This window comes from Nostoc sp. NOS(2021) (assembly GCF_017115025.1).
Lineage (GTDB): Bacteria > Cyanobacteriota > Cyanobacteriia > Cyanobacteriales > Nostocaceae > Nostoc.
The window spans coordinates 1-23210 of record NZ_JABXKM010000147.1; the positions used below are offsets into that span (position 1 = coordinate 1).

At 41.8% G+C, this 23210-nt stretch carries 17 protein-coding genes and 1 pseudogene; 10 read left to right on the forward strand and 8 right to left on the reverse strand.

What is annotated here, in order from left to right:
* Positions 1–53: 53 nt before the first annotated feature.
* Positions 54–464 (reverse strand): annotated as a pseudogene (locus HWQ41_RS19175) (trigger factor family protein); the annotation flags it as partial.
* Positions 465–1318: 854 nt separating this feature from the next.
* Here HWQ41_RS19175 and HWQ41_RS19180 point away from each other — a divergent pair.
* The 3 genes from HWQ41_RS19180 to HWQ41_RS19190 all read left to right on the forward strand — a co-directional run bounded on the left by HWQ41_RS19180 (position 1319) and on the right by HWQ41_RS19190 (position 5408).
* Complete coding sequence (locus HWQ41_RS19180; protein WP_292766114.1) at positions 1319–2356, forward strand: aspartate-semialdehyde dehydrogenase; 1038 nt, start codon at positions 1319–1321, stop codon at positions 2354–2356.
* A 113-nt stretch (positions 2357–2469) separates the two neighbouring features.
* Positions 2470–3354 (forward strand): 4-hydroxy-tetrahydrodipicolinate synthase, encoded by an 885-nt coding sequence (gene dapA / locus HWQ41_RS19185; protein WP_292766118.1) that lies wholly within the window; start codon positions 2470–2472, stop codon positions 3352–3354.
* Positions 3355–3635: 281 nt separating this feature from the next.
* The gene (locus tag HWQ41_RS19190; protein ID WP_292766121.1) at positions 3636–5408 is read left to right on the forward strand and encodes a ribonuclease J; all 1773 of its coding nucleotides are present in this window, start codon (positions 3636–3638) and stop codon (positions 5406–5408) included.
* Positions 5409–5556: 148 nt separating this feature from the next.
* On the opposite strand, the gene HWQ41_RS19195 is transcribed toward HWQ41_RS19190, so the two are convergent.
* Positions 5557–6372 carry a lecithin retinol acyltransferase family protein gene (locus HWQ41_RS19195; protein WP_292766124.1) on the reverse strand — a complete coding sequence of 272 codons (816 nt, stop codon included), beginning with the start codon at positions 6370–6372 and terminating at the stop codon, positions 5557–5559.
* A 1137-nt stretch (positions 6373–7509) separates the two neighbouring features.
* Here HWQ41_RS19195 and HWQ41_RS19205 point away from each other — a divergent pair.
* A complete protein-coding gene (locus tag HWQ41_RS19205; RefSeq protein ID WP_292766130.1) occupies positions 7510–7887 on the forward strand; it encodes a Mo-dependent nitrogenase C-terminal domain-containing protein in 378 nt (125 codons plus the stop codon).
* A 109-nt stretch (positions 7888–7996) separates the two neighbouring features.
* On the opposite strand, the gene HWQ41_RS19210 is transcribed toward HWQ41_RS19205, so the two are convergent.
* The gene (locus HWQ41_RS19210) at positions 7997–9877 is read right to left on the reverse strand and encodes a caspase family protein (protein WP_292766134.1); all 1881 of its coding nucleotides are present in this window, start codon (positions 9875–9877) and stop codon (positions 7997–7999) included.
* Between the two features lie 199 nt (positions 9878–10076).
* On the opposite strand from HWQ41_RS19210, the gene HWQ41_RS19215 reads away from it, so the two are divergent.
* The 3 genes from HWQ41_RS19215 to HWQ41_RS19225 all read left to right on the forward strand — a co-directional run bounded on the left by HWQ41_RS19215 (position 10077) and on the right by HWQ41_RS19225 (position 11697).
* The gene (locus HWQ41_RS19215) at positions 10077–10544 is read left to right on the forward strand and encodes a hypothetical protein (protein ID WP_292766136.1); all 468 of its coding nucleotides are present in this window, start codon (positions 10077–10079) and stop codon (positions 10542–10544) included.
* Between the two features lie 114 nt (positions 10545–10658).
* Positions 10659–10832 (forward strand): 50S ribosomal protein L32, encoded by a 174-nt coding sequence (rpmF, locus tag HWQ41_RS19220; protein ID WP_094328804.1) that lies wholly within the window; start codon positions 10659–10661, stop codon positions 10830–10832.
* A gap of 259 nt (positions 10833–11091) precedes the next feature.
* Positions 11092–11697 (forward strand): sulfite oxidase-like oxidoreductase, encoded by a 606-nt coding sequence (locus HWQ41_RS19225; RefSeq protein WP_292766138.1) that lies wholly within the window; start codon positions 11092–11094, stop codon positions 11695–11697.
* A gap of 126 nt (positions 11698–11823) precedes the next feature.
* Here the strand turns inward: HWQ41_RS19225 and HWQ41_RS19230 are convergent, their stop codons facing one another.
* Together HWQ41_RS19230 and HWQ41_RS19235 are read right to left on the reverse strand one after the other, a co-directional pair.
* Entirely contained in the window at positions 11824–13206 is a 1383-nt protein-coding gene (locus HWQ41_RS19230) for an aldehyde dehydrogenase (RefSeq protein WP_292766141.1), read from the reverse strand.
* Between the two features lie 196 nt (positions 13207–13402).
* The gene (locus HWQ41_RS19235; RefSeq protein WP_292766143.1) at positions 13403–14548 is read right to left on the reverse strand and encodes a hybrid sensor histidine kinase/response regulator; all 1146 of its coding nucleotides are present in this window, start codon (positions 14546–14548) and stop codon (positions 13403–13405) included.
* Between the two features lie 197 nt (positions 14549–14745).
* On the opposite strand from HWQ41_RS19235, the gene HWQ41_RS19240 reads away from it, so the two are divergent.
* The 3 genes from HWQ41_RS19240 to HWQ41_RS19250 all read left to right on the forward strand — a co-directional run bounded on the left by HWQ41_RS19240 (position 14746) and on the right by HWQ41_RS19250 (position 19454).
* Positions 14746–15090, forward strand: a complete 345-nt coding sequence (locus HWQ41_RS19240) for a CU044_2847 family protein (RefSeq protein WP_292766146.1) — start codon at positions 14746–14748, stop codon at positions 15088–15090.
* A 9-nt stretch (positions 15091–15099) separates the two neighbouring features.
* The gene (locus HWQ41_RS19245; RefSeq protein ID WP_292766148.1) at positions 15100–16665 is read left to right on the forward strand and encodes an AAA-like domain-containing protein; all 1566 of its coding nucleotides are present in this window, start codon (positions 15100–15102) and stop codon (positions 16663–16665) included.
* A gap of 101 nt (positions 16666–16766) precedes the next feature.
* Positions 16767–19454, forward strand: coding sequence for an ABC transporter substrate-binding protein (locus tag HWQ41_RS19250; RefSeq protein ID WP_292766150.1), 2688 nt, complete (start codon positions 16767–16769; stop codon positions 19452–19454).
* A gap of 43 nt (positions 19455–19497) precedes the next feature.
* On the opposite strand, the gene HWQ41_RS19255 is transcribed toward HWQ41_RS19250, so the two are convergent.
* Genes HWQ41_RS19255 through HWQ41_RS19265 form a run of 3 tightly spaced genes read right to left on the reverse strand, consistent with a single transcriptional unit; the run spans position 19498 to position 23183 of the window.
* The gene (locus HWQ41_RS19255) at positions 19498–20451 is read right to left on the reverse strand and encodes a transposase (protein WP_292766153.1); all 954 of its coding nucleotides are present in this window, start codon (positions 20449–20451) and stop codon (positions 19498–19500) included.
* Positions 20452–20454: 3 nt separating this feature from the next.
* Positions 20455–22170, reverse strand: coding sequence for an urease subunit alpha (gene ureC / locus HWQ41_RS19260; protein WP_292766156.1), 1716 nt, complete (start codon positions 22168–22170; stop codon positions 20455–20457).
* Complete coding sequence (locus tag HWQ41_RS19265; protein WP_292766159.1) at positions 22167–23183, reverse strand: endonuclease NucS domain-containing protein; 1017 nt, start codon at positions 23181–23183, stop codon at positions 22167–22169. Before HWQ41_RS19265 ends, ureC begins: the two co-directional genes overlap by 4 nt.
* Between the last annotated feature and the right edge of the window lie 27 nt (positions 23184–23210).

Genomic DNA, 23210 nt, shown 5'->3' on the forward strand with positions numbered 1-23210 from the left:
GGCTTAGTTATGTACGGACTGATTACCGTGATTCACTAAGCAACGAATCGCACAACTTCTTCGGCCTTAGCTTGCAAATCAGTGTATTGCACTAGATTCACTTCTGGTTCTACATCGACAGCAGCCGAAATCGTCAGAGGTTTTCCCGGTTCATAATTCTTAATCAAATCCTCAAAGGAGGAGCGCAATTGTGGCTGACCGATTGCTGGGATGGCTTCTTGTTTGACTGCTTGCTCAATGCCATCTTGAATTAGTTCTTCCAGCGCTGATGCCTTGATTCGAGTTGTACCCAGCCGTTGTAGTAATATTGTCCGAGGCACTTTGCCTTTACGAAACCCAGGAATATTGGCAGTACTCGCTAAGTTTTTAATGACCTTTTCGTAAGTTTGCTTGGTAATTTCCGGCGTAATCTCTATTTCCAGGCCAATTTGGCTGGCGGGAAGTTTTTCCTGGGTGACTTTCATGCTTCGTCTCTAGTTTTTCTGGTATTTTATACTCCGAGTACACACAAGACGCAATAATTATTCGCGTTTATGGCTTGATGTCTCTTAGGGGCAATGGGAGTTTGCCAAAAGGTCTGATGACATCCAAGGATGGATGTTTGTCCTGGGGCAAACATCCAGTTTACTGCCAATGACCAAGGACTTGACATTTTACCTTCATAACAATTTAGTTAATAAGGGCATTGGGCATTGGGCATGGGGCATTGCGAGGAGACAAGGGAGAGACTTATTCAAGAATTCTCCCTTGTCCCCTTGTCCCACTCCCCAGTCACTCAGAACTTAGGAATTAATTATTCAGCGGGCTAACGCCGTGATATCCTGGTTCTCAGTGAGTGGTTAATACTCCCAAGTTAAAGTTATAGTATTGAGTCTAGCTATTATTAAGTTGTGGTATGAGAGCGCATCTGTTACCTAGCCACATAGTTCAGTTTTGTGCAGTGCTGGTTTTATGCATTTCGATCCTAGTATATTCATCATCTTGGTAAGCAACTTTACAGCCAAGACCTTTGTTCACCTTACAGGTGGGATGCCTGTTAAGCGTCTAAGTGCAGATATCTCCATTTTTCTGCTAAATGGCGGTTTGTTGTATAATAATATATAGTTAAAATCGATGGAGAAATTGGATCGCCATTGTTGTAAAATGCAACATCACTTAACTTATTAAATAAACAAAAAAATAAATGTATTAGATATATTAAAGATCGACTAAATTAAAGAAAAATCTAAATCTATTCAAAATGTATTTCCAGACTGCGATCGCTATTTAAATATAAGTAAATTGTCAATTGTTCCAAATCTTAAAGGAGGAAGCAAGTTTGTCGAAATCCTATCGTTTAGCTATTTTGGGAGCGACTGGTGCAGTCGGCACAGAGTTGCTGGAATTATTAGAAAGTCGTAATTTTCCTGTTGCTAACCTGAAGTTATTGGCATCAGAACGGAGTGTTGGGCGATCGCTGCGGTTTAAAGGAGAAAATATACCAGTAGAGCAAGTTGGCGATCGCGCCTTTGAAAATGTCGATATAGTACTAGCTAGTGCAGGTGGTTCCACATCCAAAACTTGGGCAGCAATTGCTGTCCAAAAGGGCGCAGTGGTAATTGACAACTCCAGTGCCTTTCGGATGAACCCGGAAGTTCCCTTAGTAGTCCCAGAGGTGAATCCACTAGCCGCAGCTAATCACCAAGGCATTATTGCTAACCCCAACTGCACAACAATTTTAATGGCTGTGGCAGTATGGCCATTGCATAAAGTTAAACCAGTGCAACGCATTGTAGCCTCCACATACCAATCTGCTAGTGGTGCGGGTGCCAGAGCAATGGCAGAAGTCAAAACCCAAACAAGCGCTATACTACAAGGACGGACACCAGTTGCCGAAATATTGCCTTACCCATTGGCATTTAATTTATTCCCACATAACTCCCCATTAAACGATTTGGGTTATTGTGAGGAAGAAATGAAAATGGTCAACGAAACCCGAAAAATATTTGGCACGCAGCAAATCAGAATCACTGCGACCTGTATACGGGTTCCCGTACTCCGCGCCCACTCAGAAGCCATTAATTTAGAATTTGAGACTCCCTTTAGTGCAAAGGAAGCCAGAGAAATTTTAAATTCCTCCCCTGGAGTGAAACTGGTAGAAGATTGGGGAAATAATCATTTTCCGATGCCAATTGAAGCAACAGGTCGGGATGAAGTTTTAGTAGGAAGAATTCGTCAGGATATTTCTCATCCTTGTGGCTTGGAATTATGGTTGTGTGGCGACCAAATCCGCAAAGGCGCAGCATTGAATGCAATACAAATCGCCGAATTGTTGGTAGAAAAAAATCTACTCAAACCATTAGCTATTAGTCATTAATCATTGATTAAGTGACAAATGATTAATGACACTTGAAAGTAATTGGCAGATAGGTTATTACAATAGAAAACCACCAAGATACAAAAACATGGGTAATCAGGAGTGAAAAAAGGGTGGGAGATTTTGGCAATGTTTTAACCGCGATGATTACGCCGTTTAAAGCAGATGGTAGTGTCAACTATGATGTAGCTGCAGAACTGGCGATGCATCTAGCTAACAACGGTACAGATACATTGGTGATGTGCGGCACAACAGGAGAATCTCCGACGCTAAGTTGGGATGAGGAATACCAGTTATTTGTCGAAGTATTGCAGTCCGTGGCAGGAAAAGCTAAGGTGATCGCAGGTTGTGGTTCAAATTCCACCAAAGAAGCGATCGCTGCCACCCAAAAAGCGTCTAAGATAGGAGTACATGGTTCCTTACAAGTTGTTCCTTATTACAACAAACCGCCACAGGCGGGATTGGAAGCGCACTTTAAGGCGATAGCACAAGCCTGTCCCGACTTACCGTTGTTGTTATACAATGTCCCCGGTCGTACCGGACAAAACCTTCAGCCAGAAACAGTTGCCCGGTTAGCTGAGGTTAGCAATATTGTCGGGATTAAAGAATCCACTGGTAGTATAGATCAGGCAAGCGAAATTCGTCGCTTGACACCAAAAGAATTCCACATCTATTCTGGTGATGATTACATGACTTTGCCCTTGTTAGCGATCGGGGCAAAGGGTGTGGTAAGTGTGGCTTCTCATCTGGTAGGAAACCAACTACAGCAGATGATCCAAGCTTTTAGTGCTGGTAAAATTGAGGTAGCCAGCGAGATTCATCTCCAACTCTTCCCGTTGTTTAAAGCTCTATTTCTCACTTCAAATCCCATTCCAGTGAAAAAAGCACTGAAACTTCAAGGTTGGGAGGTTGGTTCAACTCGTCCGCCGCTATGTGAAGCTGATTTAGAAGTCAGTCAAAAGTTAGAAGCGGTTCTGAAAGAACTTAGTTTAATCTAGCCACCAGCTAGTTAAGCGCTGGTAATCTACTCCTTACCAAAGATACATATAAACAATGATCATAATTGTTCATAAGTTGCAATTTAAAAAACCTGTGCTAGGACTGATAGATATACTATGAATCCTTGAATGTACAGTTGATTTTATTGAATAAAAAATTGAAATCTTCAATTAAAACTTGATTGCTTTCAGACTGACTTAAGAGACAGATGATGTTGTCTTAAATACAAGGAAAGTTAACTATCAACTTAATTAACCACAAGTAACAATCTAAGGAGAAAATGGCTAAAAACGAAGCTAACAATTCCGCCTTGAAAATTATTCCTTTGGGCGGTTTGCATGAAATTGGAAAAAATACTTGTCTTTTCGAGTATGACGATGAAATTATCCTGTTAGATGCAGGATTGGCTTTTCCCACAGAGGCGATGCATGGAGTAAATATTGTTCTGCCAGATACAACTTATCTACGGGAAAATCGCCACAAAATTAAAGGAATGATCGTTACTCATGGTCATGAAGACCATATTGGCGGGATTGCTTTTCATCTCAAGCAATTTGATATCCCGGTGATTTATGGCCCCAGACTAGCAATGGCAATGCTAGAGGGTAAATTGGAAGAAGCGGGAGTCCGCGATCGCACAGAAATCAGAACTGTTCTACCCCGTGATGTCGTGCGGATTGGCAAAAACTTTTTGGTGGAATATATCCGTAACACCCACTCCATCGCTGATAGTTTCACTGTTGCGATTCAGACTCCCCTTGGTGTAGTCATTCACACAGGCGATTTTAAAATTGACCATACCCCAGTGGATGGTGAAAAGTTTGACTTGCAACGCCTAGCAGAACATGGTGAAAAAGGCGTTCTTTGCCTTCTAAGTGATTCCACTAACGCTGAGATACCAGGGTTTACACCTTCGGAACGTTCAGTTTATCCCAATCTGGAGAGAGTATTTAGTCAAGCCACTGGACGATTATTTGTCACTACCTTTGCTTCCAGTGTGCATCGCATCAACATGATTTTGGATATCGCCAAGAAGCAAAACCGTGTAGTGACGATTGTGGGGCGTTCCATGCTGAACTTGATTGCTCATGCCCGCAATTTAGGTTACATCAAGTGTGACGATAATCTGCTGCAACCATTGCACGCAGTCCGTAATCTACCTGACGAAAAAGTTTTAATTTTAACTACAGGTTCTCAGGGTGAATTGATGGCAGCAATGACTCGCATTGCCAACAAAGAACATCCTCACATTAAAATCCGCCAAGGAGATACCGTCGTATTTTCTGCTAACCCAATTCCCGGAAATACGATCGCTGTAGTCAACACCATCGATAAGTTGATGATTCAGGGAGCAAAAGTGATCTATGGTCGAGATAAAGGGATTCACGTCTCCGGTCACGGCTGTCAGGAAGAACAAAAGCTGATGATTGCCTTAACTCGACCCAAGTTCTTTGTGCCATTTCACGGCGAACATCGGATGCTGGTGAAGCACGCAGAAACGGCTCAGAGTATGGGCATTCCCGCAGAAAACATGATCATTATTCAGAATGGTGATGTTGTCGAACTGACTGAAGATTCCATTCGCGTCGCTGGTAAAGTGCCATCTGGTATCGAATTGGTGGATACTACTAGTTCGGGTATGGTAAGTTCCAAAGTATTGCAAGAACGGCAACGCATGGCTTCAGAAGGCATTATCACGATCGCAGCTGCCATTGATTGGAATGGTAAACTGTTGGCAAAACCAGAAACTCACCTCCGGGGTGTAGTGACAAGTGTAGAGCGATCGCTACTACAAACCTGGGTAAAACAACGAATTGAAGAAATCCTCAGTGTGCGTTGGTCAGAATTCGCTGCTGGGGAAGGTGAAGCAGCAGATATAGATTGGGGTGGATTGCAAGGAACTTTAGAACGAGAATTGCAACGTTCCATCCGCCGAGAACTGCAATGTCAGCCATCTGTGACTTTGTTGATGCAAATTCCTGATGAGCCACCTGTGAAAGTTGCTGATGGTAGAAGACGGCGGACTCGGACTGCTGCTCAGGTAGCATCATAGGGTAAGATAACAATTTAACGCCAAAGCGCAAAGACACAGAGTTTTTCTGAAGGTCTTTGCGCTTTGGCATGAGAGTTAAAGAAAAATCATTTACCTTGATAGAGGTTGGGTAGTGCGTATAAACAACTGTCTCTAAATTGCTGATTTATTATTCTGATATCCATTTCCAGAAACAGTAAGCACCATAACCAACTGCTGCGGCTGCAACTGCTGGTGCTGCAACTGTGATAGCTACACCTGCTGCCATACCACCGCCAACTGTCGCCCCAACAGCGGCTAACCCTGAAGTGATTCCAGCAGCACTCAGACCAGCAACGCTTCCAGCCGCTGCAACAGCACCAACGGCTCCCGCAGTACCAGCAGCAGCACCAACAGTCGTCATCGTTCTGCCAACAGCACGAGCTTCTCGCTCCTCGGTAGTAAGATTTTCATTATCTTCTAAAACACTATTCATTGCCAGAGTTGTTATAGCAGCAGGAGCCATACCAAGTGCGCCAATGCCCGCAACAGCTCCCCCACCAACAATTCCACCAACTGTAGCTAGACCTGACATAATCCCGGCTCCACTTAGTCCGGCTGCGGCTCCGGCAGCACTGACAACACCAATACTACCCGCAACTGCGGCTCCACTTACAGATGCTCCTCCTGTACCTGCTCCAGCATTTTTGACTTGTTCGCTTGCGTGTATACCTGTCTTACACCATGTAGCAAAGTGTTCACAATTATTATCAAACAGGTCATAGGCATTTTCCCCCAATCTACTCTCGGCGCGTTGAATTACAACGTGTGGTGAGTCACAATTACCATACTCTCTTACAAAAACCGTCCTTCCAGATACAAAAAAATCTCTGGAAACACGGGAAATGTTTTTTTGACTCTTTGTATACTCGATGACTGTACCATCACCACAGTCAATACCATGATGGCTGTAACCACCACAATTATAATAAACATGATCTCCCATTCTCATACTTTAGTCGCCTTTAATACTCAGTTTATGTTGACAGCAACCTAATTAGTAATTGCCTAAGATATTTATGGCACAATGTATCTCTGGATTACGACAGTGGTTAAACCGAGTTAGCTTAAAAAGCTTAAATCAATTTTTTATACATTTTCATGAAAAATTACTTAAAAAAGAAAATTTTTTAAATATTTCTTTGTAAATTACTGAGTCCAATTTTGAGCAAGCGATCGCACTGCCAAAATTGTTTGTATGCTTGTTTTCAGCATCAGATGTGATCGCACAATAGCAACTTCATTGTCCTAGTCTCTTATCATCGGGAAGAAGCCCCATTAATTCGTACTTGCCTGCCTATAGTTGTTTGGAGGCGATCGCTATGACCAAAAAAACTCTGAGTATGCATATATAGGTATGGTCGAATATTGGATTGTTGACCCTTTGGAAAATGAAGTAACTGTGTCAGGACTTACGCAAACAATAGCCGAAACCCTTATTTTTGGGTAGGGTAATTCATGAATTGCCCCTACCGCGTGTAGTTTTGCGTAAGTCCTGTGTGTGTTTGCTAAATCAGGGCAGTTACAAGCAAACTGTGTTTATCAAAGACTAACGGATTGTTTCTAGAACGTTCCCAGAATTAACCCTGCCAGCCCAGTAGGTGCTTTCAGCTTAAGGTTGTTTGATAGTGAGCAACTTATACCAATTATCTGTGAGCATCTGGGCAAAGCTTCTACGGCATTCAGCCACCAATGAACAGGACGCGGCGACGTGGGTAACGTGAGAATACAGAGAGGAAAAACGCCTACTAGGGTATTACCAATATTTATACTTAGCAAAAATACTTGCAGGAAGACCTTGTATTAAGGTTTGTAAATGTTACACTAAAACCTACCTAATGACAGATGTCTTTACTAAAATTTAACGTATGTCAAGTTATGAACAAGATCGTAATATTACACTACCGATCCCCAGAAAATTGCGATTAACTTGACGTAGTAACAAATTAAGTTCTGACTTAAGTGGCGATTCAGGTATCACATTATATCGCAGTCAGGACGCGATTCTTCCGGTAAAGGTCGTCGCCACGTTGTATATATTCATCAAAAAGGTGAATAGCCTCAATTACACAGAGGATTAACCATGAAGGTATTCGACATTACCACAAAAAAGATTTTTCTGGCAAGCTGGGTCTCAATCAATCAAACTGAGAATAGTAACCATAAAGCAAGCCAGCTACACCGTTCTGTTTCCAAGCCTTACTGGGATATTCTCCAACCCCTACGGCAACAGGTAGATAGCATTCAAGTGCGCGATCGCCAACTAGCTCACCGCTTGTGCAAACTGATTCCATCTCAGTGTCCCTTTGAACGAGATGTCAAATTATTCGGGAAAACTCTGTTTCACATTCCGCCCATGTGCAAGCTTAACCCCTTATATGAAGAAGTGGTTGGTTTACGTTTCCGAGCAATGTGCTATCTAGCCGACGATTGTGGCGAAGATGTATCGCAGTACTGCTAATACAGAGTGCTGAGGGGAAAGTTAGGAATGAGGAGTGATTAGTGAGTAATTAAAAATAAAACTCATAATTCATAATTCATATTCATAACTCCTAACTCCTAACTCCTAACTATTTTTTTTGCCATTTTTGGATAGCATCCTGAGCATCTTCGTAAGCGCCTGTCTCCTCTGGCACTAAAGCAGCGGTCGCAATTGCGGCATTACGTTCTCCTTCGGCGGCGCGACGCTTGGCCAAATCTAAAATTTTCTCACTCCATTTATTGATCGATTTTTGGGCAGTATCGAAGCCTGGTTGACCTGGTGATACTTTCTTGGCAACTTCGATCGCACGATTGTAGGTAGATGCCTGTCCAGACTTAATCAAGGCATTAGCTGCATCTAAAAGAGTTTTGTTACTCACATACTGCTTGCCCTCTAGCCGCCACAGATTAATTGCTGCTTGTGCTTTGGAATAGAGCTGCTCATCTTTGGTGATTAATCGAGCGGCAGCAATAGCGCTAGCATACTGTCTTTGTTTCGCACGACCTTCTGCTAAATCTAAAATCATCCGGCTCCAAATCTTAATATTCTCCTGAGCTTGTTCGTACAGTGGTTCACCGGGTTGAATTTTCTGGGCTGTAGCGATCGCCAAGCCCAAATCGCTAGCCTGAGTTTGTCTGAGTGACATTTTCGCCAGGTCTAATACTGCTTGATTCCGCTTTTTTGACTCGGAACTAGAGGCTATTTGGGCGCTAGATTGGTTGTTGATTCTAACTGGTGGAGTGCGAACGCTTGGTAAATTCTGGATCACCTTGGGGTTGCTAGCAGTAACATTGGGTGATGTGTTTGATATTTGCTTAATTCTAAAAGTTTCTTGATTACGGAGAAAAACTACGGCCATTAAACCTGCTACCAGCAAGCTACCTCCGCCCCATAAAATAAACTGTTTCCAAAAAGGGATGCTTGGCTGATTCGATGGCAATCGAGAGACGTAGCCTTTGGAGGAATTGGGGATAAATCTTCCTCTGGTGTTCACTCCTAAAGAAGTTTCCGGCATTGGCTGGGAAACTAAGCCGGTAGCTGACTCCTGGACTTGTTGAGTTTTAGACTTCTCGACCTTGTGAGCCTTCACCTGTTGGGAGGAGTTCACAGTAGCTTCTCCCCATCTGCCCCGATCTGCTGAAGTTCTAGGGTAATCGTCGAGGAGGGGAGCCGCAAGGGCAACAGCAAAGGATTCTTCGGGATAAATCACCGATTCTGCTTCAAAGTCGCTTTCCATTGCCAATTTTGGCAAGATTACTTGCTGCCTTGATGGGATGATAGTGGCAGGGTTTTGGACAGGATTCCAATGGTGTTGACATAATTTTGGCATGAGCAGGCTTAGGTAGCTTTCTAAATCTGCCAAGTTGCTGCCATTGCCAGAACGCAAAGCTTCTAACAAAGCTGCTGTAAAGAATCCGTGACCTAATTCGCTACTTTCATGGGAAAATTGCTCTGGTTGGCAAGAAAGAATTGTCGCCAGTTGTAGTTCTTGGGCTAGTTCTATTGTTTCTTCGCCAACGGGAGCATCCGCTTGGGTGCCAAAAGCGCGGTTGATATCGAGTAGTAGCAATACATTTAGGTCAGCAAGTTGCAGACTTTGCATTAGCGATCGCAATTCTATGCCAGTCTCTTGCACAAGTTCGGGGTTGCCTTCTGCTGGCATTAAGTAATCTTTGCCTTTGTAGTTGACTCCATAACCGCTAAAGAATAACCACAGATAGTCTTCCGGTTGCCAACTTGTCGCTGCCAAATCCTCAAGCAGCAGCAGAATATTCTCCTTCGTGGGATAGGTGGATCGATCGCCAATCGGCGGCGAAGTATCTGTCATTAACAGACAGTGCTTGGGGACAAAACCTGCATCCGTCGCCAAAAAATCTTCTAGTGCCTCAGCATCTGCTTGGGCACAACTTAAAGGTTGAAATAACTGATATTGATTGATGCCAATCGCGATCGCCCAGTAATTTGCCATCCCGCTCTTTGTCAGTTATTGTTTGCTGGTCTTAAAATTGCGGTTGGCTTTGCCAAAAAAACAAAGCTAACCTATGTCTTGTAGTCTAGGTGATTCTCATCGAATCTTAAGTTAGAATGTAATTTTTATTACGTTAATTGACCGGAAAATACTTTCACCTAACTTCAATAACAGATCATCACTAAGGAGATAGAAGGTCATGAGCAAGATTTCTGCTCACCTACCATCATCGATCACTCCCTTTTCAGTTATTAGCCAAATTGCCAGAAGAATCCGGATAGTTCCTTTAGTAGTTTTGCTCATAGCTACCGTTTCTGCGTGGTTTGTGACGGAAGCGATCGCACCTCAAGTTGTGCGAGCTTACACCGCTAGAGTTGATCTAGCTATTGACCGCCTGCCAGATGAAAACTACGAAACCGTTCTCACCAGAGCGGAAGCAGCCGCTAGAGCAGCTGCTCAACGGAGTTTCGACCAAGATATCTTGGTGACAGATGTTTCAATCATTGTGTCCGTACAAAATTATGGATCGATCGCACCAGTTCTGACATTAGAAGTCAGTCGGCCAGAATGGCGATCGCGCCCTGATGCTCAAAATTGGGCCACTTACTTCAAAACTGCGCGATCGCTACTTTTCTTTGAAAATAGCCAGGACTTACCCAAAAAATAGCCGAAAAGAATGATTTTCAGTAGGGGCAATTCATGAATTGCCCCTACTGTTGTCGTTAGCGTCAGTGGATGGCCTAGAATAAGAAGGTTGTCAAGAATCGCGATATCTGCTGACATGGCTGTTCCTAAGAAGAAAACTTCCAAATCCAAACGAGATAAACGTCGAGCTACCTGGAGGCATAAAGCCGTCGTCGAAGCTCAGAAAGCCCTCTCTCTGGGTAAATCGATTTTGACTGGACGTTCTACATTTGTATATCCAGCTGCTGAAGAAGAGGAAGAAGAATCATAACAATTCAAAATTCAAAATTCAAAATTCAAAATTAAAGACATTTTCAGACGGGGATTTAAACCCCGACTGGAACTCACAAACTGATTAGATCGAAAAAAATTGCTAGTGAGTAATTGGGAATATCCATTACCCATTACCCATTACCTATGATTCATGAGTAATGATCAAGTAATCATATAAAGAGTAAAACATCTGGTGCTGTTGGCAACTCAGCAAAAAAGCTTGTAAATATTTTGAGAAAACTTATTTTTCTCCAACTATGCTAGGAAAATTTTTTCAAAAACCAGGGAAGGAAGAGGGCGAACGCGTCCCTCCTGGTCAACACTTAGCTAAAGGTTTCCCCGTATTAACTTACGGTGCAACTCCCCAAGTCAGCACTGAGGAATGGGAGTTTCGAGTTTGGGGTTTGGCAAAACCTGCTACCTTTAGTTGGTCAGACTTTATGGCGCTGCCTCAACACGAATTCACAGCGGACTTCCACTGTGTAACGCGCTGGTCTAAACTCGATGTCAAATGGACTGGCATTAAAGTTACAGAGTTCATGGGTCTGATTGAACTAGACCCCAAGGTAGCCCACATTATGGAACACTGCTATGGCGGCTACACCACTAATATTTCTATAGAAGATTTTATGCGGGAAGAAAACTTCTTTGCCTTTAAAGTCTTTGGTGAAGACCTTCCATCTGAACACGGTGGCCCAATGCGGCTAGTTGTACCCCACCTCTACGCTTGGAAAAGTGCTAAGTGGATTAATGGTTTAGAGTTTTTAGCTGGTGAAGAACTTGGTTTTTGGGAGCGCAATGGCTACCATCGCCGTGGTGAACCTTGGGCTGAGGAGCGTTACAGCAACGCTTTTGGGTTGTAAAAGTTAGGAGTTATTCAATTTTGGATTTTAGATTTTAGATTTTGGATTGAAGGAACAATCTAAAAATTGGCAGAGTTAGGAGTTATAGATTTTTATTTCTCACTCATAACTCCTAACTCATAACTATTAACCCAGAAGTTTCTTGATTAGCGGCAATTTGCTCTCATAAGGAGCGTATCGCCATTTTAAATCCAGCCAGAAAGAGTTTTGCAATACACTTTTATTATGGGAAAAAGTGTCAAAAGTAGCTTTGCCGTGATAGTTGCCAATACCGCTATCTCCCACCCCACCAAATGGTAAAGACGAGACACCAAACTGCATTATTGTATCGTTGATACAGACTCCACCAGATGAAGTTTCCTGCAAAACTTGCTTTTGTAGGTTTTTGTTTTGAGAAAATAAGTATAACGCCAAGGGTTTAGGTCTAGAGTTAATCAAGGCGATCGCTTCTGGAATGTCAGTATATTCAATGATGGGTAGAATAGGGCCAAAAATTTCTTCCTGCATTACAGAATCTTCTAAGGAAACATTATCAATCACTGTGGGGGCAATATAACGCTCTGAAGGTTGAGTTTTTCCACCAATGATAACTTCACCATCTTTGAGAAAGTTAACCAACCTATCAAAGTGTTTTTGACTGATAATCCTGGCATAATCAGGACTGTTTGCTGGATTATCGCCATAAAATTCTTTGAGGCATTTTTTCAGCCCATCTATTAAATCTTTTTTGATTTTTTTATTAACTAAAAGATAGTCAGGGGCGATACAAGTTTGTCCAGCATTAATAAATTTGCCCCAAGTAATTCGTCTGACAGTGTGTTCAAGATTAATGTCAGTATCTACGATACAAGGACTTTTACCACCCAATTCTAAAGTAATTGGTGTGAGATATTTTGCCGCTGCTGCCATGATGATTTTGCCGACGGCTGTGCCACCAGTAAAAAAGATATGGTCAAACTTTTCTGCCAGTAGTTTTTGACTTGCTTCCACGCCTCCTTCAACCACTGCAATATAAGCTGGGTCAAAATGTTTAGCAACAATTTCAGCGATGATACCGGAGGTATGAGAAGCAATTTCTGAAGGTTTGATAATTGCACAATTCCCGGCTGCGATCGCACCTATTAACGGTGAGATAATTAAGTTAAATGGATAGTTCCAAGGCCCGATAATTAAGACAACCCCTAGCGGTTCTGGATAAATTCTAGCTGAGTAGGAAAAAAAATCCCAAGAAACGGCTGCTTTTTTGGGCTTACTCCAGTTTTTAAGATGTTTTATAGCATAATCAATTTCCTTAATTACGCCGATTTCTGTAATGTAAGTCTCTAATTCTGGTTTATGTAAATCCCTTTGTAATGCCTGAATTATTGACTGTTTATACTCAATAATTGCTTGTTTGAGATTTTTAAGTTGTTCAATGCGAAAAGTGACATCTTTAGTTATACCAGTTTGAAAAAACTCTCGCTGATTCTGGATAATATCGCCAACGTTAGATAATTCAGTGGTAATCATTATTTTTGTCCTATCAAAAACTATTTATTCAATGCTAGCGCTGTTAGATCAACATATTTTATTCGTCATAGTTTAGGATTTCAATTTCTAATTGGAATAATTACTTTAAATTATCGGTAGAGAGTAGTAAGGTTATAAATTATGAATTATCAGGATAAAAAACTCTACAATTCATAATTTATAATTGCTAATTTTCTCATGTTTTGGTGGGTAGAAGTACAATAAATACACTACCTTTGCCCAACTCGGAATTAAGCAGAATAATGCCTTGATGTGCCTCGACAATTCGACGAGCAAGGTACAGTCCTAAGCCACTACCAGAACTCTTGTGACTGCCTTGGCGAAATCGTTCAAAGATGGTGGCTTGTTCTTCAGGGGGAATACCTGGGCCTGTATCCGCTATTTCAATTCTAATGTAGTCAACAGAATTGGATCTTTCAGAGAACTGAGATTGGCTACTTTTGTCAAACTGGCTTTGAGAAGTAAAACGAATAGTAACAGACCCAGAATCGGTAAATTTGATCGCATTCCCGATCAGATTAGTGAATAGACGATGCAATTCTAAGCGATCGCCCATCACTGTGTTTGTGCTTGACTCCAAAGTTTTGTCTAGATTAATCGACAGTGCTTTTTCTTGAGCTAGGGGTGCTAATTCTCCAGTCACCTCCTCTAGCAATCTGTCCAAATTAACCGGTTGAAATGCCAAAGTTTTGCGACCTGCTTCAAAGCGATAAACTTCCAATAAAGTATTGACCATAGAAAGCAGGTTGATATTGCTACGAGCCATGATGGCAATTACTTCCTGCATTTGTGGTGATAATGTTCCCAACGCACCTTGCTGAAATAGCATCAACATGCGATCGGCCGCCACTAAGGGAGTGCGTAAGTCGTGGGTGAGGCGGGAGACAAAATCTTCTCGCTGGCGGGCAATTTCATCACGTTCATCCATACTATTCTTCAAGCGCAGGAGCGATCGCACTCGTGCCAGTAATTCATCTACTGTTACAGGTTTGCGGATAAAATCATCAGCACCCAAGTCTAATCCGTGGGCGACATTGGGCGTATCGTGGGCAGTTATCAGCAATATGGGGATGTATTGCGGCAATTTCATCTCTCCACGAATGTGCTTAGTGACTTCGTACCCGTCCATACCTGGCATCATCAGATCCAGCAGAACCAAGTCACAAGGAGAAGCTTTCAATTCTGCTAAGGCCGAAATCCCATTTTCGGCGGTGCTAATCGTGTAACCTTCCTCCTCCAAAATAGTTTTGATCAAAAACACGTTATCAGGAGAGTCATCAACAACCAGAATTTTGTCAGAGCGAGAAGATTGTGAAGTCATATAGATGCAAGGTACGAGGTAACAGTAAATTTTTAGTAAATTTTTAAAGTAACGGGTTTATTGGTATAGTTTTTTTAGATATTATCCTGAGATATACTTTCTCCAAATAAAAATTGTTTATCTAGAAATTTATATAAATTGACTTACAAAGCAACTTTACTTACCTTTTTCAGATATAGCCACAAGCTAATTAAATTATGGCTCGTAAGCTTCTAGAACTGAATACAGAGGATGGCGGCACGATTGTGGTAGCAGTTGAGCTACCAGATACATCAGTAGGTCGTGTATCGCTCACTGGTGAGTTACCTATAGAAAAAGTAGAGGCTAACTTCGATGCAGTTAAGGATTTGATTGTTCGCGGGTGTCGCCCAATTACAAAGGCGTTTCGTACTTTGCAGCAAGAATCGCAACCTGTAAGCGGAGAAGTTGAGTTTGGGGTGAATTTTACCGCCAAAGGCTCGGTTTATGTAGTCGAATCCACTGGGCAGGCATCACTGAAGGTGAAAATAACTTGGAAACTGGCATCAGAAGAAAACAAGTAATAAATTTTCATGAATTGGGAATTAGTTAAAGCTTGTACCGTAGCGATCGCTACCCCAGAAGGTTACATTCAAGGCACGGGCTTTTTTATCTCACCCAATGGACATTTACTGACCTGCGCTCATGTAGTTGAGTCGGCAGGGGGTTGGGAAAATGTGCGAGTCAATGGGCAAGGGGTTGAGTTGGTTTATTTAGGCGATCGCACCCGTGATGATTTCGCCATATTGCAATTATCTGGTTATCAAGGTCAAGGTGTACCCTTATCGCCAACTTTTGCGCCAGGGAAATTTCGCTCAATTGGCTATGGGCGTCAAGACTTCCCAGAAGGCGGGACGATTGAGGGCAGTATCACTGATGCTAACCGCCATTCAGGTTTCGGTAACTTATCAATGTTACGGTTGCGGATAATGGCAGACGCACAACAGATCATCGGTGGCTATAGTGGTTCCCCTGTGTTTGATATTAAAGCTGAAGCAGTAGTTGGGATGATCGCCGCTTACGACAATACCCAAGGAGGATTAGCTGTACCACTGAGGACAGTGCAGGAAAATTGGGCTGAATTGGAAAGTTTGCTATATCCAGAACCATCCCCAGAACTAGAATTTCCATTTTTTGATCAAGCTTTTTATTCTGATTGTTACAAGGAAGTTGATAAGCCAGGGGCATTAATTCGGGTGAAGGCTCCTTTGCAATGGGGCAAAACCTACTTGATAAACCAGATTTTGGATTATGGGACTCAGCAAGGCTATCAACCAGTGCGAGTGGACTTTCAGGAGCCAGAAACAGAAGTATTTAATACTCTGAAACTCTTCTTGCAGTGGTTTTGTGGCAGCATAGCTGAAGAATTGAATCTACCGGATAACCTAGTTGAAAACTGGGGAGGTGTACTGAGTAACAACATGAATTGCACCAACTACTTTGAAAGATATCTCTTACCAGCAATTAATAGTCCCCTGGTTTTGGGATTGGATAATGTCGATGTGATTTTTCAATATCCAGCGATCGCTTGTGACTTTCTTCCCTTGTTGCGAGCTTGGTATGAGAAGGCCAAGGCTAAACCTATTTGGCAAAAGCTGCGGTTGGTGATTGCCTATTCCAAAGAAGATTTCATTCCCATAGTTTATAATAAGTCGCCCTTCAATGTGGGAAAGCCCATTGAGATACTAGAGTTAAATCAAACACAGGTACATAACCTGGCACGACACCTCAAACTCCAGTGGAATAAACAGCAAGTCGCCCAACTAATGGCGATGGTGGGTGGGCATCCTTGGCTAGTGAAAGAGGCACTGTATAAAATTGTGCGACGCGAACTGACGTTGAAAGAACTATTGAAAATTGCTCCCACCCAAGAAGGCTTATACGGCGACCATCTGCTTGGTTATTGGTCAATCTTGCAAGATAATCCAGAACTAAAGCAAGCCATGAGGCAAGTAGTTACTATCAATAGCCCAGTTAGAATAGACGCTGAGAAAGCATCTAAGTTACGTAATATGAGACTTGTAAAATACAAAGGCAATGATGTTCTGCCCTTATGTGATTTGTATCGCCTGTATTTTTGCGATCGCTTAGGTATGTAATGATGATTTCAAATTCCTCAGAAATTTCCCCCAAATCCTCTTTGCAAGCAGAGAGGAAAGCCGGAGAATGATTTAGTGTGCAACTGCATTGGACATAATTCATGAATCCACCGCCTAACCCAAACTATGAATATCAAGTTGGGGGTACTTTACCTCCTGATTCCCCTACTTACGTCACGCGGCAGGCAGATAACGACTTATACAAAAAGTTGAAGGCGGGGGAATTCTGTTATGTCCTGAACTCGCGGCAGATGGGTAAATCGAGTTTGCGGGTAAGAACCATGCAAAGGTTGCAGGAAGAGGGAATTGCTTGTGCTGAGATTGATATTACTGCGATCGGCACTCATAATGTCACCCCTGATGAATGGTATGCAGGTGTAATTGACAGTCTAGTTAAGAGTTTAAAACTAAACGATACTTTTGATTTAGGAAACTGGTGGAAGGCGCAAAAATTACTGCCTCCATTGCGGCGATTGGGCAAGTTCCTTGAAGAGGAGATGCTAACCTCTATTCATAAAAAAATTGTCATTTTTGTAGATGAAATCGATAGCGTTCTCAGCCTCAGTTTTTCAACTGAGGATTTTTTCGCATTGATTCGATTCTGTTATAATCAACGTGCTGATAAACCAGAATATAAACGTCTAACATTTTGTCTTTTAGGGGTAGCAACTCCTTCAGATTTGATTCAAGATAAACAGCGTACACCTTTTAATATTGGTCAAGCCATTGAACTCAAAGGTTTTGATCTAGATGAAGCAGAGCCTTTAGCTAAGGGATTAGTAGGTAAAGTCAGTAATCCACAAGAAAAGCTAAAAGAGGTTTTGGAATGGACTAGTGGACAACCTTTTCTTACCCAAAAGCTTTGTCAATTTATTTTAGATGACGAGCAAGGATTATCTGTAGAGGAATTAGTGCGATCGCGGATTCTCCAAAATTGGCAATCTCAGGATGATCCAGAGCATTTAAGGACAATACGCCACCGGATTTTCAGTAAGAAGCAACCTGCGGATCTGTTGCTTGAATTATATGACCAAATTTTACGAAAAGGAGAAATTGAAGAAGATAACAGTCCGGGGCAAATAGAATTGCGCCTGTCGGGATTGGTAGTTAAGCAAAATGGCAAGTTAAAAGTTTATAACCGCATTTATGAGTTTGTTTTTGACAACAACTGGGTTAATGAGGCGTTAGCAAGTTTGCGACCTTATGCAAAGGAATTAGCAGCATGGCTAGAATCTAATCGTCAGAAGAAATCTGAACTCTTGCAGGGGCAGAAATTACGACAAGCTCAAGCATGGGCAGAACATAAACACTTGCTAGTTGAAGATTATCAATTTTTATATGCTAGCCAAGAATTAGCAACACGAAAGCAGCAACGCCTTGTCTCAATGCTTGCTCCAATAATACTAATTTCAATTTCATCACTTGGGTGGTTATACTGGAAATCATCAGGAAAAGCTCCCTTTGCTAACAATCAGCCAGTCCCGATACCATCAAGAACGGAACAACCAGAACAGCCACAGCTTCTATCAGCATTTTTTAGCGAAGGCGAGCGTACTCTCTTTGCACAAAATAACAATTTAAATCGCGATCGGGGTTTTGAAGCTTTCAAAGAAAAGCGTTATCCACAAGCTATTGATTACTTTAAAAAAGCTATACAAGCCTTTCCTAAAGACCCAGAATTACAAATATTTTACAACAATGCCCTAGCATATCAAAAAGGAAATCCGCTAACTCTGGCAGTTGTTTTACCAGATACTAATAAAGAAATAAAGATTTCTCAAGAATTATTGCGAGGTGTTGCACAGGCACAAGAGAATTTTAACAATTTACGTGAAGCGAAAAAACCATTGTTAAGTATAGTAATTGCCAATGATAGCAGTTCTCAAGCTCAAGCTCAACAAGTTGCTGGAGAGCTAATAAAAAAGCAAAATATTATAGGAGTTATTGGGCATTATACTAGTACAAATAGCAAAGCTGCACTACCTAAGTATGAAAAAGCTGGTATGGCAATAATATCTCCAGGAAGTACAAGTAGCTCACTGAATAATCAAGTATTTTTTAGAACAGTTCTTTCTGACCAAATAAATGCTAATAAATTAGCAGATTATGCTAAAAATCAAGGCTATAAGAAGGTAGTTATTTTCTACAATCCTGGTGATATTTATAGTGATGATGTAAAGAAAGATTTTGAAAATGCCTTTAAAAAGAATGGTGGGGAAGTTATACCGACTAAGTATTTGGCTGATGCTTCACTAGATACATCTGCCGAAATTTCAAAAATTAAGGAAAAAAATGCAGATGCAATTGTTCTGTTTCCGAATACAGAGTTAACTTCTGTGGCACTTGAAATTGCCCGCGCTCAGGGAAGCAAAAAATTGCCTCTGCTAGGAGGAAATGCTTTGTACAATCAAGAGATTTTGACATCAGGTGGAGAAGCTGTTGAAGGCTTGGTTCTAGCTGTAGATTGGTTTGCAGGTGAGCAAAACTCAAAAGAATTTGCAGATAAAGCTAGCCAAAGATGGGGAGGACAGATTAGCTGGCGTACAGCTGCGGCTTATGATGCAACTCAGGCTTTTATCAAAGCTATATCTATGTCTAACAATCCTACTCGTCAGACCGTGTTACAAAACCTCAAATCTGTTAATCTTTCATCGAGCGAAACTTCAGGACATCCACTGCATTTTGATGAGAAAGGCGATCGCCAACAAGAACCTGTTCTTGTCAAAGTAGTAAGAGGTCACGGTGGGCCTTCTGAAACTGGATTTATATTTGAACAGGTTCAAGAGTGAGATATCTAAAGATAGCGATCGCACTTTCAACACAAGCTTACGCTCATTCTCCAGACGTGAGATTATCTAATAGTTGCCGAAATTCTACTGTGGAAGGAATTGCGATCGCGCTTTTGAAAAGCATTTTTAGCACAGATGGTTCTTCTATCTTATTGATAACTTCGACAATAGAGCTTGGCACTTCTCCAAATCGTGTTTCTAGAACTGTAATTATGCTTTCTCTAGCAGTTTCAACAATTCCTTCTTCTTTTGCTAGCCTTTCAATACTAGTTACGTACCGCATTCTATCTGTCTCCTCGTAACTTCTCACTTCCGTTTTAAAACTAAGTGCCAACTCTTTTGGCAAAACCATTATCCAGTCGATAAACCGAAATAGTTCCCGAATATCTTCCCGGCTATATCCCCGTTCATACAGCCGTCTGACTAGGCTTAGTTTCCACTGTAGCCGATTTTCTGGGTTTCGTTGCGTTGCCTTGGTCTTGAGATGCGCCATCACAATTACACCAAACGGATTGGTTGTTTGCTCTAGGGTTTCCCACCTTTGCTCGTAGTCCAACAGTTTCGCCACAGGAAACTCTAAGCTGACGCGACATCCGCCTAGTTGATAGCTGTAGCTAGAAGGTCGCCAATTCGCTTGTTCATCTGCTAAAACTGCTAAACTAATGACTCGCTTTTTATGGCGGTCAAACAAGCGGTAATTATATATGTACATCCGTTCGGCAAATCGGCTGTCATATTGCCCTTGGACTTCCACATGAACCAATACCCAAGCTTCTTCTCCATCCAGTAGCCAAACTTTTGCGACCTTATCGACCAAACGCCGCCCTATTTCTGCATCCGGTTCTAGCTGTTGCAGTTCCGTGTCCAGAAATTCATAAGGTCGCGTCCAGTCGATTTCGGCATAAGCTTGGGTGAAAAAGAATTCCAGAAAGCGGGGAAAATATAGCTCAATGACTTCTTTCCAAGGACTATCATAATCAGTAAGTTGCTCGGTCATGAATTAAAACAAAAAGTACCTCTGTGCCATTGGTAAAACTGTCGCAGGTTCACAAATCAGCAACTCACCATCTGCCCTGACTTGATATGTTTCTGGATCTACTTCAATGTGGGGTAGTGCATCATTCAGCTTCATATCCCGCTTACTCAATTGACGTGTCCCAGAAACTGCAACTGCTGCCTTTTGTAAACCTAGCTGGCTGGGAATTTCTTTCTCTAAAGCTGCTTGCGAAACAAAAGTTAATGATGTGGCATGACGCGCACCAGCAAAACTACCAAACATTGGTCGCATATGCACTGGTTGCGGTGTGGGAATACTGGCGTTGGCATCGCCCATTTGCGACCATGCAATCATTCCGCCTTTAATAACTATCTCTGGTTTCACGCCGAAAAACGCCGATCGCCACAAACATAAATCTGCTAATTTTCCCTCTTCTACTGAACCCACATATTGAGCAATTCCGTGAGCGATCGCCGGATTAATCGTATACTTAGCAACATACCTTTTCGCCCGAAAATTATCTGCTTTTTGCTCAGTTCCTTGTGGGTTAAGAGTTCCCCGTTGCACCTTCATTTTGTGAGATGTCTGCCAGGTGCGAATTATCACTTCGCCTACCCTTCCCATTGCCTGGGAGTCGGAAGAAATCATGCTAAATGCGCCTAAGTCGTGCAAAATGTCTTCGGCGGCAATGGTTTCTCGGCGGATGCGAGATTCGGCAAAAGCGACATCTTCAGCGATCGCTGGGTCAAGGTGATGGCATACCATCAACATATCTAGGTGCTCATCTAAAGTGTTGACGGTGTAAGGGCGTGTTGGGTTAGTGGAAGATGGTAGAACATTGGCTTGGCCGCAAACTTTGATAATATCTGGTGCGTGTCCGCCGCCTGCGCCTTCAGTGTGGTAAGTGTGGATGGTACGATTCTTAAAAGCCGCGATCGTATCTTCGACAAATCCGGCTTCGTTCAGGGTATCAGTATGAATCGCTACTTGTACATCATATTCATCGGCAACACTGAGGCAAGTATCAATTGCTGCGGGTGTGGTTCCCCAGTCTTCATGTAGTTTTAACCCCATTGCACCGGCGGCTACTTGTTCTACAAGTCCTTGAGGTTGACTGGCGTTACCTTTACCCAAAAATCCTAAGTTGACGGGAAAAGCATCAGCAGCTTGCAGCATTCGGTAAATATTCCAAGGGCCAGGGGTGCAGGTAGTGGCATTTGTACCTGTGGCGGGGCCAGTACCGCCGCCAATCATAGTGGTAATCCCAGAAGCGATCGCCACTTCAATTTGTTGAGGGCAAATAAAATGAATATGGGCATCGATACCGCCAGCAGTGAGGATCATTCCTTCACCAGCTAAGGCTTCGGTTCCGGGGCCAATAATAATATCTACATTATTTTGAATATAAGGATTTCCGGCTTTACCAATTTTGAAAATCTTGCCATCTTTAATGCCAATATCCGCTTTGACAATACCCCACCAATCGAGAATTAAGGCATTGGTAATTACTAAATCAACAGCACCATCGGCGTTAGAAATGGGGGATTGTCCCATCCCGTCTCGGATGACTTTACCGCCGCCGAATTTCACTTCATCGCCGTAGATGGTGAAATCTTGTTCAACTTCAATAAATAATTCTGTGTCTGCAAGTCGGATGCGATCGCCTACTGTTGGCCCGTATGTTTCGGCGTAGGCGCGGCGATCCATTCTGTAACTCATATCGTATTACTCCTAGCTTCATTTAATTTTGTTAGAAAATGGTTAGCTGATTCCTGACTTGTAAAAAATCCTTGCACAACTAAACCAGACCATTCTTCTTGCAAAACTGGCTCAATATTTGGTAGAAATTCAGTTATTGCCTCTTCTGATTTATTTAAATATTCTGATAATCTAGTTAGATAAATTTTAAACTTCAGCCCCAATTCTTGATTACTCTCAATAGGTATTAAATTAAATATCGCTTTATTACTTTTACTGGTAAAAGTAATACAACTTTTTGTCGTATTTGTCCAAAAAGGATATTTAATTAAGCCTTGGTAAACTAATTCATATATGTGATTAACACCATTAGTTTCTGCTGTTTCTTCTAATTCTTTGTAAGTCAATTTAGTTTTTCGTGATGATTTACTAGCAATATTTTCTTTAACTTGGTTGGGGTCAACTAAAAATTTTCTTGCTAATAGCTCATGCCCATTATTATTGAAGTAATTAAATTTAGCTACATTTATGGGGACTTGATAGGTTTCTGACAAATAATTAATAATTCTTTCAGTACTAGGATCTATTTCTGATGCAACTATTAAAATTTTGTGTTGACTATTTATAATTTCTGGAAATACCTGATCAAATTTTGTTTGAAAAGCTTGTTCTAAAGTTTCTTCCTTACCTAAATAATTGAAATAACTAACAGCAATTCTACTTATTTCATCAGCAGATAGATTTTTCACCCATGAGGCATAATCTAACGCTTGAGCAGTTACCTCTCTAGATGTTTGATCACGTTTTAACTCCACAATGACAACATTACCACCATTATCTAAACAAAGTAGATCAATTATTCCGTCATAATCTGTAGCTACCTGCCTACCAATTACTAATAAATCTGGTGAAAGAATAGAGATATCTCTTTCTAACCACTTTTCTAGACGAGCCTCTAAATTTAATTTAGTTTTAATGATTTCCGTAAGTTTATCTTCTGCGGATACTTCCCAGATTTTCAGGTCTTCTTGCATATAAATGATTCCAGTTTCATTAGAGTT